This is a genomic window from Paenibacillus sp. 23TSA30-6, from assembly GCF_014858585.1.
Classification (GTDB): Bacteria; Bacillota; Bacilli; order Paenibacillales; family Paenibacillaceae; genus Paenibacillus.
Genome location: NZ_SLTL01000010.1, coordinates 1 through 16,826, shown reverse-complemented (window position 1 = coordinate 16,826; position 16,826 = coordinate 1). Strand labels below are relative to the sequence as shown.

Annotated in this window: 20 protein-coding genes and 1 pseudogene; 5 read left to right on the top strand and 16 right to left on the bottom strand. The window is 44.0% G+C overall.

Annotated elements, in window-relative coordinates; genetic code table 11:
- Positions 1-7 precede the first annotated feature (7 nt).
- Complete coding sequence (locus tag E0698_RS11220; RefSeq protein WP_238353958.1) at positions 8-721, bottom strand: YwiC-like family protein; 714 nt, start codon at positions 719-721, stop codon at positions 8-10.
- A gap of 244 nt (positions 722-965) precedes the next feature.
- On the opposite strand from E0698_RS11220, the gene E0698_RS11215 reads away from it, so the two are divergent.
- A complete protein-coding gene (locus tag E0698_RS11215) occupies positions 966-1,388 on the top strand; it encodes a hemerythrin domain-containing protein (protein WP_025682831.1) in 423 nt (140 codons plus the stop codon).
- Between the two features lie 28 nt (positions 1,389-1,416).
- Here E0698_RS11215 and E0698_RS11210 read toward each other — a convergent pair.
- The 3 genes and pseudogenes from E0698_RS11210 to E0698_RS11195 all read right to left on the bottom strand — a co-directional run bounded on the left by E0698_RS11210 (position 1,417) and on the right by E0698_RS11195 (position 3,219).
- Positions 1,417-2,186: pseudogene (locus E0698_RS11210) on the bottom strand (hypothetical protein).
- 38 nt (positions 2,187-2,224) lie between these two features.
- Complete coding sequence (locus E0698_RS11205; RefSeq protein ID WP_238353957.1) at positions 2,225-2,464, bottom strand: hypothetical protein; 240 nt, start codon at positions 2,462-2,464, stop codon at positions 2,225-2,227.
- Positions 2,465-2,748: 284 nt separating this feature from the next.
- On the bottom strand, positions 2,749-3,219 hold the full coding sequence (locus tag E0698_RS11195) for a cell division protein ZipA C-terminal FtsZ-binding domain-containing protein (RefSeq protein WP_192511603.1): 471 nt from the start codon (positions 3,217-3,219) through the stop codon (positions 2,749-2,751).
- Positions 3,220-3,327: 108 nt separating this feature from the next.
- Here E0698_RS11195 and E0698_RS11190 point away from each other — a divergent pair, with 108 nt between their 5' ends.
- The gene (locus E0698_RS11190; RefSeq protein WP_192511710.1) at positions 3,328-4,074 is read left to right on the top strand and encodes a hypothetical protein; all 747 of its coding nucleotides are present in this window, start codon (positions 3,328-3,330) and stop codon (positions 4,072-4,074) included.
- Positions 4,075-4,517: 443 nt separating this feature from the next.
- Here the strand turns inward: E0698_RS11190 and E0698_RS11180 are convergent, their stop codons facing one another.
- The 3 genes from E0698_RS11180 to E0698_RS11170 all read right to left on the bottom strand — a co-directional run bounded on the left by E0698_RS11180 (position 4,518) and on the right by E0698_RS11170 (position 7,353).
- The gene (locus E0698_RS11180) at positions 4,518-5,228 is read right to left on the bottom strand and encodes a 5'-methylthioadenosine/adenosylhomocysteine nucleosidase (protein WP_149093824.1); all 711 of its coding nucleotides are present in this window, start codon (positions 5,226-5,228) and stop codon (positions 4,518-4,520) included.
- 42 nt (positions 5,229-5,270) lie between these two features.
- Positions 5,271-6,446: an aminotransferase class I/II-fold pyridoxal phosphate-dependent enzyme gene (locus E0698_RS11175; protein ID WP_192511602.1), complete on the bottom strand. Its 1,176-nt coding sequence runs from the start codon at positions 6,444-6,446 to the stop codon at positions 5,271-5,273.
- A 70-nt stretch (positions 6,447-6,516) separates the two neighbouring features.
- A complete protein-coding gene (locus tag E0698_RS11170; protein ID WP_192511601.1) occupies positions 6,517-7,353 on the bottom strand; it encodes a MetQ/NlpA family ABC transporter substrate-binding protein in 837 nt (278 codons plus the stop codon).
- A 344-nt stretch (positions 7,354-7,697) separates the two neighbouring features.
- Between E0698_RS11170 and E0698_RS11165 the strand changes: the two genes are divergently transcribed.
- Positions 7,698-8,255 (top strand): YdhK family protein, encoded by a 558-nt coding sequence (locus E0698_RS11165; RefSeq protein ID WP_192511600.1) that lies wholly within the window; start codon positions 7,698-7,700, stop codon positions 8,253-8,255.
- An 87-nt stretch (positions 8,256-8,342) separates the two neighbouring features.
- Here E0698_RS11165 and E0698_RS11160 read toward each other — a convergent pair whose 3' ends face one another.
- From E0698_RS11160 to E0698_RS11140, 5 genes are all read right to left on the bottom strand, one after another.
- Positions 8,343-10,274 (bottom strand): stalk domain-containing protein, encoded by a 1,932-nt coding sequence (locus E0698_RS11160; protein WP_238353956.1) that lies wholly within the window; start codon positions 10,272-10,274, stop codon positions 8,343-8,345.
- A gap of 288 nt (positions 10,275-10,562) precedes the next feature.
- Positions 10,563-11,060 carry a methylated-DNA--[protein]-cysteine S-methyltransferase gene (locus tag E0698_RS11155; protein WP_134913282.1) on the bottom strand — a complete coding sequence of 166 codons (498 nt, stop codon included), beginning with the start codon at positions 11,058-11,060 and terminating at the stop codon, positions 10,563-10,565.
- A gap of 44 nt (positions 11,061-11,104) precedes the next feature.
- Positions 11,105-11,662, bottom strand: a complete 558-nt coding sequence (locus E0698_RS11150) for a bifunctional transcriptional activator/DNA repair enzyme AdaA (protein WP_192511599.1) — start codon at positions 11,660-11,662, stop codon at positions 11,105-11,107.
- A gap of 33 nt (positions 11,663-11,695) precedes the next feature.
- Positions 11,696-12,463: an isocitrate lyase/PEP mutase family protein gene (locus E0698_RS11145; RefSeq protein ID WP_192511598.1), complete on the bottom strand. Its 768-nt coding sequence runs from the start codon at positions 12,461-12,463 to the stop codon at positions 11,696-11,698.
- 281 nt (positions 12,464-12,744) lie between these two features.
- Positions 12,745-13,116, bottom strand: coding sequence for a hypothetical protein (locus E0698_RS11140; protein ID WP_192511597.1), 372 nt, complete (start codon positions 13,114-13,116; stop codon positions 12,745-12,747).
- A gap of 185 nt (positions 13,117-13,301) precedes the next feature.
- On the opposite strand from E0698_RS11140, the gene E0698_RS11135 reads away from it, so the two are divergent.
- Positions 13,302-13,481: a hypothetical protein gene (locus tag E0698_RS11135; protein ID WP_149093814.1), complete on the top strand. Its 180-nt coding sequence runs from the start codon at positions 13,302-13,304 to the stop codon at positions 13,479-13,481.
- A gap of 105 nt (positions 13,482-13,586) precedes the next feature.
- Positions 13,587-13,886: a hypothetical protein gene (locus tag E0698_RS11130; protein WP_192511596.1), complete on the top strand. Its 300-nt coding sequence runs from the start codon at positions 13,587-13,589 to the stop codon at positions 13,884-13,886.
- On the opposite strand, the gene E0698_RS11125 is transcribed toward E0698_RS11130, so the two are convergent.
- The 4 genes from E0698_RS11125 to E0698_RS11110 all read right to left on the bottom strand — a co-directional run bounded on the left by E0698_RS11125 (position 13,853) and on the right by E0698_RS11110 (position 16,741).
- Positions 13,853-14,164 carry a hypothetical protein gene (locus E0698_RS11125; RefSeq protein WP_192511595.1) on the bottom strand — a complete coding sequence of 104 codons (312 nt, stop codon included), beginning with the start codon at positions 14,162-14,164 and terminating at the stop codon, positions 13,853-13,855. The genes E0698_RS11130 and E0698_RS11125 overlap by 34 nt on opposite strands.
- A 96-nt stretch (positions 14,165-14,260) precedes the next feature.
- A complete protein-coding gene (locus E0698_RS11120) occupies positions 14,261-15,433 on the bottom strand; it encodes an MFS transporter (RefSeq protein WP_134913274.1) in 1,173 nt (390 codons plus the stop codon).
- 68 nt (positions 15,434-15,501) lie between these two features.
- Positions 15,502-15,780, bottom strand: coding sequence for a metalloregulator ArsR/SmtB family transcription factor (locus tag E0698_RS11115; protein WP_192511594.1), 279 nt, complete (start codon positions 15,778-15,780; stop codon positions 15,502-15,504).
- Positions 15,781-16,003: 223 nt separating this feature from the next.
- Positions 16,004-16,741, bottom strand: a complete 738-nt coding sequence (locus E0698_RS11110; protein ID WP_134913272.1) for an SDR family oxidoreductase — start codon at positions 16,739-16,741, stop codon at positions 16,004-16,006.
- Between the last annotated feature and the right edge of the window lie 85 nt (positions 16,742-16,826).

Here is a 16,826-nt window from a genome sequence, read left to right as displayed (position 1 = left end):
TCTCCTTTTAGAAGTATAAAAACAACACAAAAACATAGAGCATCATTGAAAATCCAATTTCCGCCATGCCAACTTGTTTTGCCTTTAATCCGAGTTTAGGAAGCCATATGGCCCGTATCAAAAAAATCAAAAAAGGAACAAACAGAGGTAAATTTAACCAAGTAGCAAACAACAAAATCACCAAATGATAGATGATGGAAGCATAATGGTAACGTATATTTTTTCTTTCACGAATGATCGTTTTGACATACAAAGCAGTTCCGATAAAGTAAAGCATCAAAAGCAAGAATAGCTCTGTTGCTACTCTCCAATCCTCTCCTCCCCCCATATAAATAACGGGGTATATAAAAGAACAAAAGAGTAGAATTGCAACAATGTCATTGAGTAAAGCACGTTCATTTTTCGTTTTTGCAAAATAAATATTAGCCATAAAAAAGAGCAATAGAAGAACTCCATACCAGATTAAGGCAGGCTCAAACCATATCAGTGAAATTAACAAAGGAAGTAATATCACTCCGTATACAACGGCGGGTTTGCGGTATCTTTCACTGCTGCCTGTTTTGATCCATTGGAGGACAGGAAAACTGAATAAGTAGATAAAAAACCAGCACACAAATAGGGGTATATGAATGAGATCCCCTCGAGAAGCAGCTAAACCAAATAAAAATGGAAGAATGAGCATGGCCCAGGCTCCATGTTGATTGGGTATGTATCTGCTCATCCCCTCCAAACCCTTGATCCTTTTTTCACAATCTTTTTTATGTCAGTTATTTCGGTTAATCGATTCATCATCCATTCCCCCAAGATTGAGTTTTATCTTCTAACTTCATTCTAAGTATTATATGAAATCGAACCAATTAGGGAGTTCCCTTTTCCTTAGGGGGGAAAATCCTAACCGGAAAAATAACGCTATTTTCTTATGCTATACTGTACTAAAAAAGGGAACAAAGAAAGGATGAACTGTTATGGGAGGACCTTCTTTACGTCAACTGCATGCTCATCATGCCATTCATCAAGGCGGGCTATCTGGCGCTCTAGATAAGACGAGAGAAGTAGAGGAATTACTCGAAGCAAAAGAATTCAAGGTGGCACGCCAGGCTGCCGACCACTTGATCGAATATTGGGAAACCCGCATTCTCAGCCATGCTGATGCAGAAGAGGAAGGATTCTATCAGGAAATGGTCGAGAAAAAACCGGAACTGCAGGAGGCTGTCGTAAAACTTACACGGGATCATGATCTGCTCCGAATCATTGTAAAAGAGCTCAAAGCGGGGATCCGTGAAGAAGGGCTTACGCCTGAAGTTCTTCAGCAGTTCCACGCGCTTCTGGTTGTCAATGCCATTCATAGTCGGGAAGAAGAACGTTTGTTGTTTGAGGAACCGTCATGATCAAGATGTGACAAACGATTCACTTCCTCTATAAAAACGCACCAAAGAAATAGTCCAACGCCTCTTGTGAGTATCCGTCATCTCCTTGCCAAGCTGCTACGGAATAAAAATCATGATTGCCGTTCTGTCGTTTACGAGGCGTGTCCTGTGGGACCAGCAGTCCGGCATATCCCCACACCTCCATGACTACATCACGCTCGTTTTTGCTGGCTGGAAATACATCCTTCCAGCGCTTTTCCAATTGACGTGCACTGCTTTGAGCATCACAGTTCTGAACAGCTTCGAGCATGTTATGAAGTATAGCCAGATCCTCATCGGAAACCTGAACATCCTCTTCTTGACTGAACAATTCAAGGTCTATCCAGCAATACAGAAGGTGGTTCAGACGAATACCGCCCCATTTGATTCGTTCAAAATTCAGTACATTCAAATCTTCATTGACGTATTCCTTATCGGACATCATTTTATTAAAATTACAATCCCCACAGCTACTGTAATTGGGCAGGACGACAGGCCGCTCACCATAGGTGTGCAAAGGAAGCCTTGCGGTTAATGCCCAGCTCGATAAGGCGCTTCGTATATGAACCTTTTTCGTGGAAAGACTATGCAAAAATGCTGCTGCACTCGTTCTTTTGTAGCTTTTTGCTGGTGCAGCTCATGTAACCTATTTATAATCTCGTTATGTGTAATGGTGATCGGATCGAACATCAAGCCCTTACTTTTGGCATATTCAAAATCCTCACCCGAAAAAGATCCCCGCTCCTGCTTCCAGCCGCTGGAGGACCAGAATGTGTTCATAAGTATTTTTTTGCCTTTTTATCCACAACACATCTCCCTTACTCAGACACATTATCCCACGAAATTGGAAATTCATCGCCCTGGAGCGAAATCTCCACGACAATTAGGCTTGTATCCTTAAAGCATACCGTCACGAAAAAATGCCGACGCAGCAAAGGAACCTGATCAAAGTGATACCAGATATAGTCATTACTCAGCTCCCTCACCGAATGAAAATATTTCGAATAAATCGCATGTTCATCATCGACCTGAATGATTTCCGATTCCCAATTATTCATCACTGCCTCTCCTTCAACCCATGTACAAATCTCCTAAAACGAACTCTCTCTCCGTCCTTAATGGCTCATATGAGTGAAAATGGCACTGCATAATGGGGGCCATAACATGACCCTGGGCATCGATCGGTTGTTCCTTGTCCGGCAAAGCTGCTGTAACTTTACCAATCCAGCTTCTGTTCAATGGAATCGGACGGTCTGCGTCCACCTGTATGAAAAATAGTAGCATTACGTTTCAAAATCGTTCTTAGCTTTTCGATAGAGCCGTTCGACATGTAATCTCTCCTTTATAAAAGAAATGCCACAACTTCCTCACCCGGTGTAAAGCCAAACTGGCTTAATCTATCTTCCAATTCTTGAATCTGCTGGAGATAATGCTCCGGCACAGAAGGCAAATCATTTTCATACACTAACGTTCCTCCAAGTCTGGTACGTGCATATTCAGCACTTTTCCACATCGCCTCAAAAACAGTTTGCGGCTGCACAGTTCGTACCACATCCATACTGAAAATCAAATCTGCAAACCGATCCTCCGCGAGTGTATCCAGCCAGAAAAATCCAGGTTCCGTTCCGGTATGCACATGCAAAATCTCTTCATCCGACATCGTAAACCCACTGAATTCAACGTCAATCAGCCAGTACGTATGTGAATCAGGCTCCACTTTATGGATACCGTTTATAGTTTGGACAGGCTCCTGTTCTAAGTCCAATGCAAGAATGCTCGACACATCCTCACTCCCATGTTCAGGTAAGTTCATGTATGCTCCTCCTCATTACCTGTTATTCTCTTTGTGATTTCCTATAATTCTCAATATATATTAAACTATATTTCATCAAGTACAAAATTCGAGAGGGGAGAAATCATGATGCAAAAATTTTCGCAAAAAGGTGTGGCGTTGTCCCTGCCTGTCATGATATCCGTATCGCTGATAGCTGGAGCGCTGTTTGCCAGTGTGCCTGCGGCGAGCGCGTCTGCTATTAAGGAAACGGTGCAACTATCCGGGCAGACTACTTACTACGGAGAGCTTGAGAACGGTCAGCCGAACGGACGCGGTACGATCAAATGGAGTGAAAACAAGCAGTATTCAGGCGATTTTGTGAATGGTAAGCGTTCCGGTACTGGAAAGTATATCAATCAGTACACCGATGCAGACGGACAAATCCATAAGGTCGTATACAACGGTTCATGGAGCAATGACAATATGAGCGGCAAGGGTACGCAGACTGAAAAAGTAACTCAAATGGACGGAACGATACGTTCGAATGAGATCCAGGTAGGTGCCTTTCAGAAAAATGGATTACAAAATGGCTACAAAGTAATCCACGCTGTCGCTGATCCAGATTACAGCTTCACTTACAAAAATGGAAATGAAGTGCTAAACATCCTGCACAGTAATCAGAATTTAGTCCAAAGGTGGCAAAATGGAGAGCTTTTTTCTGTAAGCTATCAAAATGGCTCCATCCAAAAGGAATACTCCATGTTCCCGGAAGATACAGCCGCCAAAGAACGTCAAAGACAAGCAACTATCAAATATCTTAAAGGAATTACCGCCAAGATCACACCTCACTTGCAGCAGTTCGAAAAGCTGTCCAAGCAGGTTCCTCTAAAATAAAAACTGAAGCGGCGCACATTATACATGGGTTCTAATTCTAATCAAGAGAGCCACTCCGTCAGATGGAAAGCTCCATTTTGAAAAGAGTGGCTCTTTTACGTCCCTATTCCTACCTTTCTCGCTTATTGTTCCTCATGAACTCGTACAAACGACTTATTTTTGCTTTAAATCCCCTTCTTTTTCTAATGTCTGCTAGATTCACTAAAATATATGTAATTATTTTAATCATCCGAGGTAGAAATCATGGCTAAAATTATGGTTCCCCCCGAGAAACTGGAGGCGGTTTCCAGGCAGTTTGCCCAGGCTTGCGAGTTGGGTGTACAAATTTGCGGACAACTGTCACAGCAGATATAGCCATTAACGGTCTTTCGAAAAGCATGACAAACAAAATACGTTGACCATACCCGATGGGAACGAGCGGAAAAAAAGCGCTCCTGAATATACTATAGCTTGGCTCTATCGTATGCAGCTACAAGAGCCACAACCACTGCTGCCGAGTTGGCCGCAGCCAGGTCAAGATTGGAGTCAAAAGTACCCGCCGCTTCTGCTCCGGCAAGATCAGACAGAGAACGAACGGCCAGAAAAGGAATACCAAACTGGTACGCTGTCTGGACGACCGCCGTCCCTTCCATATCCGTCACCTTGGCTTCAGGAAACTGGCTGCGAATAAAGTGGGCCCTCTCAGCCTGGTAGATAAAGGAGTCTGCCGTCGTAATCAAGCCAGTAACGATCTGCCCCTCAATCTTGGTCGCTGCCAGCGTTTTTGTCGCAAAATCAAGCAGCGCTGGCTCGACCGGATAACTTGCCGGCATCTGCGGCACCTGCCCGTAGGTATAGCCGAACGCCGTTCCATCCACATCGCTGTAAGTCAGCTCGGTCGCCACTACGACATCCCCAACACGGAGCGCTGGATCAAGCCCGCCAGCAGACCCGGTATTAATGACAAGCTCCGGGTTAAAGCGCTCAATCAGCAGCGCCGTAGTCAAGGCTGCGTTCGCTTTGCCAATTCCCGATTGCAGCAGTACAACTTCTTTGCCCTGAAGGCGGCCTGTATAAAAAATTCCATTCGCGATCCGGGTCATGCTTATCCCTTCGATCTGCGCTTTCAAACCTGCTATTTCTTCTTCCATGGCTCCGATAATGGCTATACTCAAAGTTCGTTTCTCGCTTCCTCCATACATTCCTTGCATTTTAGTTTATTTTTTAAAAATGCCCGTTGCGGCGATTCTCTGCACCGCCTCCAGTAGCCGTTCTTCACTGTTCACCAGACTCACCCGTACATAGGAAGCTCCGGCACGACCAAAACCTTCGCCTGGAGCCACTGCAACTTGGGCCTCGTCTAATAAAAAGTCCGCAAAAGAAGCGGAGGTATAGCCCTCAGGCACCTTGAACCAGGCGAAAAAAGTTCCTTTGGGTGCGGCTACATCCCAGCCAATACCACGCAACGCCGCAATGAGAACATCGCGTCGCCGCTCATATAATGCCACCAGTTCCCGCACCGGCTCCTGCGAACCCAGTAATGCCACAGCACCCGCATCCTGCACCGCTCCAAAAACAGTGCTGTAAGCATGTGTATGATAATGCTTGAGCGTACCGATAACAGACGCGTTTCCAACAGCAAAGCCGAAGCGCCAGCCAGCCATGTTGTACGTTTTGGAAGCCGTATACATCTCGACACCATATTCCTTGCCGCCGGGGATTTGCAATAGACTGAGCGGCTTATGCCCCCCAAACCCAAGGGCACCGTAAGCAAAATCGTTCATAACCGGAAAACGGTGCTCAGCGGCATAGTCCAACGTCTTCGTCAGAAAATCTGTAGTAGCTACAGCCCCAGTCGGATTGTTCGGATAATTCAGAATGAGCAATTTGACCTGTTGGGCGATTTCTTCCGGCACCGATGTATAATCAGGCAAAAATCCATCCTTTTCATGGAGCGGAATCGTATGGATATGGGCTCTTGCCAGCGCAGCAGCGGAAACATATTGTGGGTACGCCGGGTCGGTGGTCAGCAACCAGTCACCGGGATTTAGCAATGCCTGCGGAATCCCCATTACCCCTATGGCGGAGCCGTTGAATACGGCAACCTCCCGATCGGGATCAAGCTCCACCTGATACTCCCGTTTATAGAACGCGGCGACTGCCTCCAGTGTGCTTTTTTTCCCGTGAAAAGGCGGGTAGCCCTGATTTATCGGTTGATCAACTGCTTCCTTCAAAGCGCTGATGATATGCGCCGGTGTCTGCTGATCCGGGTTGCCGGCTGCCAGATTGATTACATCTATTCCTTTGCTTTTGTACAGGTTCACTTTGTCGTCAATGACGCTAAAATAGTTGTCAGGCAGAGCCTTAACGAGATCAGAGGATGAAAAAATCACGTTCATTGCCACCTTTTATCCATAAGATACAGGCTGACAGTGTCAGCCCGCAGAAGACAGTAACCCCATATTATTTAAAATAGCTTGGCAGCTTATAGCCTTCATAAACCGGATTCGATTTGATGTACTTTTGGAATTCATCTGAATGATACCCCTCAATGATGTCTTTGACGAATGGCTTGTCCTTGTTCTTGCTATCCACAGCCACCACGTTCGTGAATGGGTCTGTCATATTTTCAAGCTGTAATGCCGAGGTCAGCTTCATTCCATTCGAAACGGCAAAGTTCCCCTGAATAGCAGCAAAATCAACATCCTCCAGTGCGCGCGGTCCCTGTGCAGGGTCGGTCGCCACAAATTGCAAATGATGCGGATTAGAAGTGATGTCGTTCACCGATGTTTGCAGTGGATCAATATTATCCTTTAACGTAATCCAGCCCACTTCTTTTAAAATATTCAGCGCACGCAACATATTGACTGGCTCGTTTGGCAGGTTGATTTGAGCACCGTTGCTGACTTCGTCAAGACTGGTATGCTTGCTGGAGTACAATCCCATTGGCGGAGTCGGAACCTGCACAGCTCCAATCAGATCAATATTCTCCCGCTTATTCATAGAATCCAGATAGAGCGAATGCTGGAACACATTAGCATCAATATCGCCATTAGCCACAGCTACATTGGGCTGAACGCCGTCTGTAAATTCTTTATATGTAATCTTATAGCCCTTCTTCTCCAAATACGGAGCCACTCCATTCTTGAACTGATCACTGTATGGACCCGGATTAAAACTGATGTGCAGTTTCTTTTCTTCACTCGCACCATTTCCCACCGTATTCTTACTGCCACAGCCAGAGATAAACAGTGCGACTGCTCCCACCAGCAGTATAAATGGAACCCATTTTTTCTTCATTTCGATTTCTCCCCCTGATATCATCTGCTCTTTGTTAAGTTAGAATGCTGCAATCCAATCAAATTCCGAGTAATCTTATGTGTTTATAAATATTACAATGATATTTTAATAGCTGTCAACAACATTTGACAACACATCTTCTGCATTACAAAAAAGGACCGCATCCGGCGACCCCTTTGATCTCATATTTCACTAGCTCCATAATATCAGGCACACCTGTCTATTTTTAATCACCCCCATAGTTAAGCAAGACAATTCACAAATTGGTCATTTACATTCGTTTCAAATATACCCCACAGGGGTATATTTGAGTGTGGAATTAAAACCCTAAAGGAGCTGTAAATATGAGAAAACAATGGGCTTTGCTCGCTGGTGCAGTTATGATTATTTTGAGCGGGTGCGGGAACAGTAAGATTCCAGACCAGGAGCACACGACAAGCAGCAGTCAACAACATGACACATCAGATATGAACCATTCCACTTCTAGTGAGCTTCCTGCCGGACTAAAAGAAGCTGTAAATCCAGCCTTCAAAGTTGGCAGCCAAGCGATCATCCGAGCTGACCATATGGCAGGCATGAACGACGCTACTGCCACGATTGTTGGTGCTTATACGACTACTGCTTATACGGTTTCATATACTCCAACCACTGGAGGGGAAAAAGTGACTAAACATAAGTGGGTTATTCATGAAGAGATTAAAGATGCGGGCAGCGAGCCCTATGCACCGGGCACGGAAGTTATCCTGGCAGCAGATCATATGAAGGGGATGGATGGGGCCAAGGCTACCATTGATTCCGCGGAGCCAACGACCGTATATATGGTAGATTATACGCCGACTACAGGAGGAGAGCCTGTCAAAAATCATAAATGGGTGACGGAGAGTGAGCTTTCAGCCATTTAGAACTCTCACATCACAGGTTGCTTATGATAGCAAAAGGGAGCCTGACATCAGCTCCCTTTATACGGCTTTATTATGGTTTGGACAAACCTACTTCGCCAGATTTAGCTTGGCATCCTTAATATCATACAAGGTTCCTTGGTTGCTATCTACGAGCTTTTTCATTTGTTTATTGGCCAGTCCGCTTGCAGGAACTATCGCATTAAAAATAACGCCATTTTTCTGTAATTGCTCGTTTATTTCGTCCACTGAAAAACGGGCTTTACCCAGCGCTGTATTTTTATCATGTACGGGTGCATCTGTAATGAATATGATGATTTTGGAATTAGAGCTTTTGGAAAATTTACTTACAGCCAGCTGGATGGCCTCCAGCCCGGATTCTTTCAGATCCCCGCCAGCAGAAGGACGTAACGTATTCAAATTCCCTTTTAACTTGCTCTTATCCGCCGTAAAATCAAAATACTCCAAATCTTTATCTGCTGTTAAATTAATGTCCCGAAATGCAACAACGGCAAATTGGGAGCCTGATGGAACCAAATCAACAAAGCCTTTAACCTTCTGTCTTACATAATCCAGCGTTCCGGTCATACTACTCGTAACATCAATAACGAATACGATATCAGAAGATTTGGTGATGGTATTGGATATGTTGTTCAGTATAGCCGGATTCAATTGTGGCTCAGTGTTGGCCTCGTCTTCATCCATTAATTGTTCACTTTCATTTGTTGTTAAAACCTGTTGCGGGGCAAGAAAGATCACAACACTCTGAGCAGCAATATTCCACTTCACCTTGGCTCCCAGCGCCTCACTTACAAAGCGAATAGGAACCATCACTTTGCCGTTAATTAATCTCGGCGCCGCATTGAGACGCACTAACTTACCATTGATATAGGCATCTCTGGAGCCTACGGTTAACTTGATCGTTGTATTCCCTTTGGTCGCGGTAACGGTCTTCGTAGCACCATCCCATTTCACCTTCGCTCCAAGCGCCTCAAAAACAGCACGAAACGGCACCAGCATACTTCCGCTAATCGAAGTGGCAGGTTGTTCATATTGTTGCAGCTTCCCATCAATAAACACCAAAACCTGAGCTTTGTTATTATTTATGGGAATAAACTGGGGGACAGACGCTGCCGAATTTCCCGACTGATCCATCATTTTAATATAAAAGTAGTACCCGCCCGTAGACAAGTTCAGATTGCTCAAAGGGTAGCTAAACGTTGTTTCCGGATCGAACTGAATGCGTTTAACCAATTGTTCTTCCGAATTTTTCACCATAACGTAGGAAGTGTACGTGGGCTGAATATTTTTCATCTTCAAACGAACTGTAAACGAAGTACCCGAAGAATTGATCGTAAACGTACCCGGAAAGTTTTCTCCAGACGGTATAGACAAAGGAATCTCGGCTGATTCATCTACAGCTTGATCTTCTTTAGACTCGATAACGGGCTGCGTTACTTGAGGTTCATCAACAGATGGAGTGGCCACTGGTTCACTGACCGTTGGAGCCATTTTGGATTCCGCTTCAAGCTGAATGATTCTTGGATCACGGAAAAATGATATTATTGAGAATTTATCGGAGGGCTCTGTGTCGATGGTGTCCAATTTATTGTAGTAAAATTCAATTTTCGCCCCAAAAGGAGGTGCTGGTGCTTTATTTTCAATCGTTAGTGTTTTGTTTACGTAATCAACTGTGAAATCAGAAGGAGAAAAGTGCGTATTGTCAATAATTAAATGGGTCTTGGTGCCTTCTTTAATCACATTGCGGGTCTTTATTTTGAAAGTACGACTCAGACCATCTCCATTAGGAAGAGCTACACCCCACATTTTTCCGGCAGACCATTCCATGTCTGGTTCAATCGGAAACTCAATATAATTCTTTGATCCTGGATAAGGTGCTGCGTGAGTATCCGAAATTGTTATCGTAGAATTAGCATAATCAACCGAAAAATCTCCGGGGAAAATTTCAGTAAGATTGCTGTACAAACGAATTGGAGTACCTTGCTTAATACTATAGTCCATATTAAATTTAAACTCTTTGTTGATCCCGTTACCATCATCAAGTATAAGTATAAGCTTGTTTCCATCTCTTAGTACCATAGAATTGTCTGCATGTGCTCTTTCTGTTCCTACAGCAAACAAACCCATGAGCATCGTTGAAAACATAAATAAAAATATAGTCCTTCTGAACTTCATCCTTATTTCCCCTTTTTGAATCTTTCTTTTTGGTAAATCATAGCATAGGGTTAGATGAAGTTCATTCCATCTGATGACAATTATGGATATTGTGTCTTACTTTTTTTGCTGTTGTTACATATTCATATTTAGCTCCTTGAATTGATTCTCATGCCTGAGTAGCCATTCCTTTCTCCATAAGCCCCCCGCATAACCCGTTAATTTCTGGTTGGAACCAATAATTCGGTGGCATGGAATCACGATACTCAGCTTGTTTTTCCCATTGGCGCTGCCTACAGCTCTAATGGCTTTTTCATTTCCAATCGAAGAGGCAATGTCTTTATAGGCCGCTGTTTCACCGTAGCCTACTTTCACCAAAGCATCCCATACATTTTTCTGAAAATCTGTGCCCTCAAAAGCATAAGGAAACGTAAACTCATAGCGCGTACCTTTAAAATACTCGTCAAGCTGACTAGCGCACGCCTCTAAAACGGGGTGTGAAGTCTCGTCCAGCATCGTGGTAGTTGATGTATCCCGATCAGAGAACATGATAGAATGGACGGCCTCATCTGTGCCCCATATTTCTATCTCTCCAATCGGGGATGCATAATTCAATAAATATAGCCTGCTCATAAAAGGATAATAACCTCCTGTGTCTATAGATCTACAGCATCTATTCACCTGTTCAGCTTCCTGTATTCACTAGGGGAACACTGCTTCAAACAGCGAAATGCCTTATAAAAATTCGAAGGACTTTGAAAGCCCGTCTCATAGCAAATCTCAAGATTGGTACAATCGGTACTTTTAAGCAGATAAGCTGCTTTATCCACTCTTATTTTTTCCAGATAGGTACGCGGGGTTTCTGAGGTTTCCTGTTTAAAGATTCGGTCCAGATAAAAGGGACTTACTCCAGCATAATCCGCAATTTCCTGCAGTACCAGTCGTTCCTTATAGTGATTGACCAGGAAGGTAACCACAGTCTGGACAAGCCTGATATACGGTGAATGATCAATATGAGGTTGACATCTTTTGCAGGCACGAAACCCCGCCTTTTCCACAGTATCGATGTCATCATAAAACTCAACATTTACTTTTTTCGGCTTTTTGGATCGACAGGAAGGTCGGCAGTATATTCGGGTTGTTTTCACCGCGGTAAAAAACAACCCGTCATATTTACGATCACACGCCATAATTTTCTCCCACATTTCTTCAAAAGAAAGATTGATTTCAGCCATGATCGAATATCCTGTCCTTTCTAAAGTTCATCCTCACGCATATAAATGCGAAGTATCTTGTAGCTCTATCAGTTGCTCAGCGTTCTTTTTCAAAGCAGTAATGATATGATCCGAAAATGCATTGCCAAAGCTAAACCGTTTCACTCCTAATTGCTGAACCTTACGGGTATTCGTCAGCCCCGGCAAGGATAAAAGATTAAGCGGAGCATGTACCTGATGTACCACTTCCCTGATCTCTTCATCAACCTTCAACCCCGGAACAAAAATTCCGCTCGCTCCACTCTCCACATACGCTTTTGCTCGTTCGATCGTTTCCAAAAGCGGGGTATCTTTTTGCAAATATGTATCCGTTCTTGCATTTATAAAAAAATCGTTAAATCCATGAGCATCCAGTGCTGCTCTTATTTTGGACAGAAGGTTACTATGCAGAACCACTTCTCGAAGTCCCTTTTGCTGTTTTAATGAATCTTCAATATTAATCCCTGCGACTCCCACATCTGCTGTCCTTAAAACATGCTCGACAATCGTTGCTGTGTCCTCCCCATACCCTGCCTCAATATCTGCCGACACCGGAATCTGGACATGATCTGCAATCGTCTGAATAATCCTTATATGCTGGTCAAAATCAATAAGCTCCCCGTCGGACAATCCAAGCGTATTCGCAATCCCCCAGCTCGTCGTGCCAATCGCCTGAAAGCCTGCCTTCTCCAAAGCCACGGCAGATAACAAGTCCCACGCATTCCCCAAAAACAACAGTTCCTCTGATGTATGAAGTGCTTTAAATTGCTGTATTTTGTTCATGTAATAGCCTCCTGATATGTGATGTAACTCATTTTATCAAGAGGCTGTATTTGTTTCGTCCTCATTCTTGCGCTTATGCTCTCGGGAAATCTTATTTGCTCCGAATCCATTAAGCAAATTGAAAATATTTTCGGCATTCTGTCTTCGGAGGTTGCGAAGCATCTTATGCTAATTGCTCAAAGGATGCTGGCTCAGAGCGGAAAAGACTGCCCTGGAAGCCCGAAACTTGCAAGCTCCTGAAACAGTCTTGTAAAATGTTCCTTAAGTCAAAAGGGAGGTCGTTAGATCAAATGATAGCCGGATGGAAGTTTCCCGGTACTGCGGATATTACGGATTTGCTGCAACGTTAGACGTTGATTGGTAGAAATAATAGATTCTACATCATTCCCACGAATCAGATCATCCAGGTCGGCGAAGCGGCGATTGCCTCTAAAGACTTGAAAATTACCTTTAAACCGTATGCGGGTAAAGAGTACCAGTGTAGCATCGCTGCTTGTAGAAAAGAAACGCAGGCTCTTTATGCCATCGAGAACGGTATCCTTATCACGAATACCTAAATTTGCCGTATATACTCTGCTCGCCCCCCGAAAATTTTCTTCACTAAAGACGGTAAGGCGCGGATACGTTTGAGATACAAATGCTTTGCTGATCATGTTGTAATTCCTCCTTTCCAATTCTAGCTTATGTCCACTGGAAGAATTGGTTTGGGCCTGGGATTACCATTTCACAAAATCGTTCTATGATTTCATAAACACGTAACAGACTTGAAAAAGGAACATATGTTCTGTATAATCTAGCTTAGCACATTGTACAATCCTGAACTAACGGAGATGCGGACATGGACACTAAATTTATTGAGGAACTGCGCGAAATTAGCAGAAATGACAAGCGGAGATCCGAATTTCTCATCAAGGGTATGAAAGAAACACTTCAGGAAAGAAAAGAAAAAAACTTTATCGAAAGATGGATTTGGCGTCAAAAGAATAAGAAGCGTATAGCGCAGAAGTTCAAATCCTGATAGATTCAACAAGCTTTCTCACTAACTGTTTGCAACCTGCAACATTTTGGGTAACACTCACATAATTACATAGAGAGGCAACCGCAAACAGCATCTGAGGAGGATATGAATGGACCTTCAACCTTTCTCTTTAAATATTGGAAGTCAGGATATACAGGATCTGAAAGAAAGACTGCAACGAAACTGTTGGCCGGGATCAGGCGACAATGCTCTGTTCCTCATGGTGCAGCTTTAACGACTCAAGCTCACGAGCGTCCACCCAGAGAGTATGTAGAACGACTTTTTCCCAATGTGATTCGCTGGACTGATCTTCAAAAAGGCGGACTTTTTGTGGCGCTAGAAGAACCCGACGCGATTGTCGGGTTCTTCTCTTATGCTTTGGGTCTTAACCATTGTGCTTCATAGCCCATATCGATCATTGTTGATAATGCGTCTTCAATCTCCCATGTTTCTTTTCCTGTCCATCCGCTTTCTAAACCATGTAGAATCCATGCCCGAACGATTTTCGGATAATTGAGATTATATATTTCCGAGACTCCACTCCTATGATGATACAGTTCGACACCTGTAGCCAATGGACTACCTCCAATGGGATCATTCCATGTCAAAAAGGTAACCAAGAGTGGTGCAATCTTTTTCCCTTCCCAAAAAACTTTTAATACATTAATGCTTTGACCATTCACAAAATGATGATTCAGTAAATATTCATAAGTTTGCCCCTAATTCCATTATTATATCTGTATTTCAGAGGTACAACTATATCTACTTACCTATATACCTTATTCCGTAACACTCACTTGCGTTTGAACTGAGGATCTCCGTGAAAGTAAATACGTAGCCACAATGGCGATAGCGACCCCTGCTGCTCCAAACCAGGTGATGGAAGCCAGCGAAACCTGACCTACAACCACGCCACCAATTCCGGCTCCAGCTGCCATTGCAAGCTGCATCGTAGACTGATTGAGGCTCAGCATTACACCAGAAGACTCTGGTACAAGAGTGACCAGATTATATTGTTGAGTCGGCCCCGATGTCCAGGCTGCGAACGACCAAAGGATCAATAAAGCGAATACTGCGATCAGGGAGTGGGCTGCAAAAGGAAGTAAGAGCAACGAAATCATATGCAGCACCATGCCTCCGAATAACGTAAAGGGAATGCCCTTTCTATCTGCACTGTATCCACCGATTTTCGACCCGATCAGACTGGCAATCCCGAAGGCGAGTAATACGATGCTCAGCATATCCTCTCCTACACCTGATACATCCAGCAAGTATGGTGAGATATAAGTATATGCAAGTGAATAACCTCCAAGCCAAAAGAAGGTAATGCCTAATCCCAAAGCGACTTCGGGCTTTTTTAGAAGAGCAAACTGTTGCAGTAAGGGGACAGGTTTATCTCCTTTTATACGGGGAATCGTCATAGCAATAACAATCAGGGCGATAATCCCTGCCAAAGCGATGCCGAGAAATACGGTTTTCCATCCATATGCGGAAGATATCATTCTGCCAAGCGGAATACCAATAATTAGCGAGGCTGTAAAACCCATGGTGACCGTAGCAATGGAACTGGCCTGCTTGCCGGCTGGAGCAATTTTCGCTGCAATACTCAGTGCTGTAACCACGACCATCCCCGCCCCGAGTGCCATGAGAATACGTGCGGCAATAAACATGCCAAAACCCGGCAGAACAAAGGAGAGCAGATTGGCAACTGCGAACAATCCGAGGGAATACAGGAGCAGTTTACGTCTGTCCATTTTAGCAGTGACTGCCATCAGAATCGGCGTGCCAATCGCGTAAGCAAGGGAGAACACTGTAATTAACTGACCTGCGGCAGCCACCGTAATTCCCATTGTAGTTGCAATTTGATCCAGAATTCCTGAGATAATATATTCAGATGTGCCTACCAAAAAACTGATAATTGCCAAAATGTATACTTTCCACGTGCTCTGCATTTTATATAACGCCTCTTTTCTGTTATATTTTTATATTTTTACAAATATCGAAATTAAGACTAAAAAAATTATGTCATCAGGTATGGGGCATATTTCTTCGCTACTTCAACATCCAGGCTGTAATAAATAAAGGTGCCCTCTTTACGGAACGTCAGCAGCCCGGATTCTGCCATTTGCTTCAGGTGGTGCGATAGCGTTGAAATAGCAACACTGTTCAGCTTCTCACCCAGAACAGAGCAGCATTGGTCACTTTCCTCTTTCAGCAAAAATGCTATTTTGAGACGAGTCGGTTCGCCCAGCGCTTTATATATTTTTACAGCTTGCTGCATATCTGTAGCATCTTTCACCCTGTTCAGCCCCCTTCTACGTCTAATCTTAATTTCGATGTTTGTCGAAATAAAGTTATCACAAACATTTGTAAAAGTAAACCCGCTTATTATAAAGGCACAGCTTTTTTACACTCTGTGGTGTGAATGATGGTCCTTCTTATCCTATAAATACCCCCCCATCCATAAAGGATGGAGGGAAAAATGATCTGAGTAGAAAGGGGGAATCATGGATGCCATGGCGTTAATTCGGGCTTGCCGTGGGTCTGACAATAATTTCATTAACATCTACATCCGCTGGCTGCTCCATGGCATACAGAATAGAACGGGCAATGGCATCAGGCGAAATCGAAATACGACGGTACTCTTTCATTCCTTGCCGGGCCTCTTCATCTGAAATACTGTCAGCAAGCTCAGATTCGGTTACTCCCGGCGATACCAGCGTCACACGAATATCTCCCCCCACCTCCAGACGCAATCCTTCAGAAATCGCCCGAACCGCATACTTCGTAGCGCAATACACCGCTGCAGTCGGGGTTACACTATACGCGCCAATAGAAGCGATATTTATAAACTGACCAAATCCTTGCTTTTTCATAATCGGAAGCCCTGCCGCAATCCCATGCAGAACGCCCCGTATATTTACATCAATCATGCGATCCCATTCCTCTACCTTCAGGGCTTCTAATTTTGAAAGAGGCATCACTCCCGCATTGTTCAAAATTACATCCACACGCCCAAATGTTTTTTCCGCGTACTTAATGAACGCTTCCATCTGGTCCCTCTTAGTCACATCTAGTTGCTGATAATCAGCCGATCCACCGTTAGAACGAATCTCGGATGTCAGAGCCTCCAATCGCTCTGTGCGTCTGGCCCCTAATATCACATGAGCCCCATGGTGAGCAAGTAAACGGGCAGTAGCTTCACCGATCCCACTGCTTGCCCCCGTAATAGCTACGACTTTCCCTTTAATATCCAACATGCTTATTCCTCCCACTATAAATTAATGTTTTCTCGTGTTTCCTCACTCGTTCTTCGATTTTCAATCCTTGACTGATGGAGAGCTG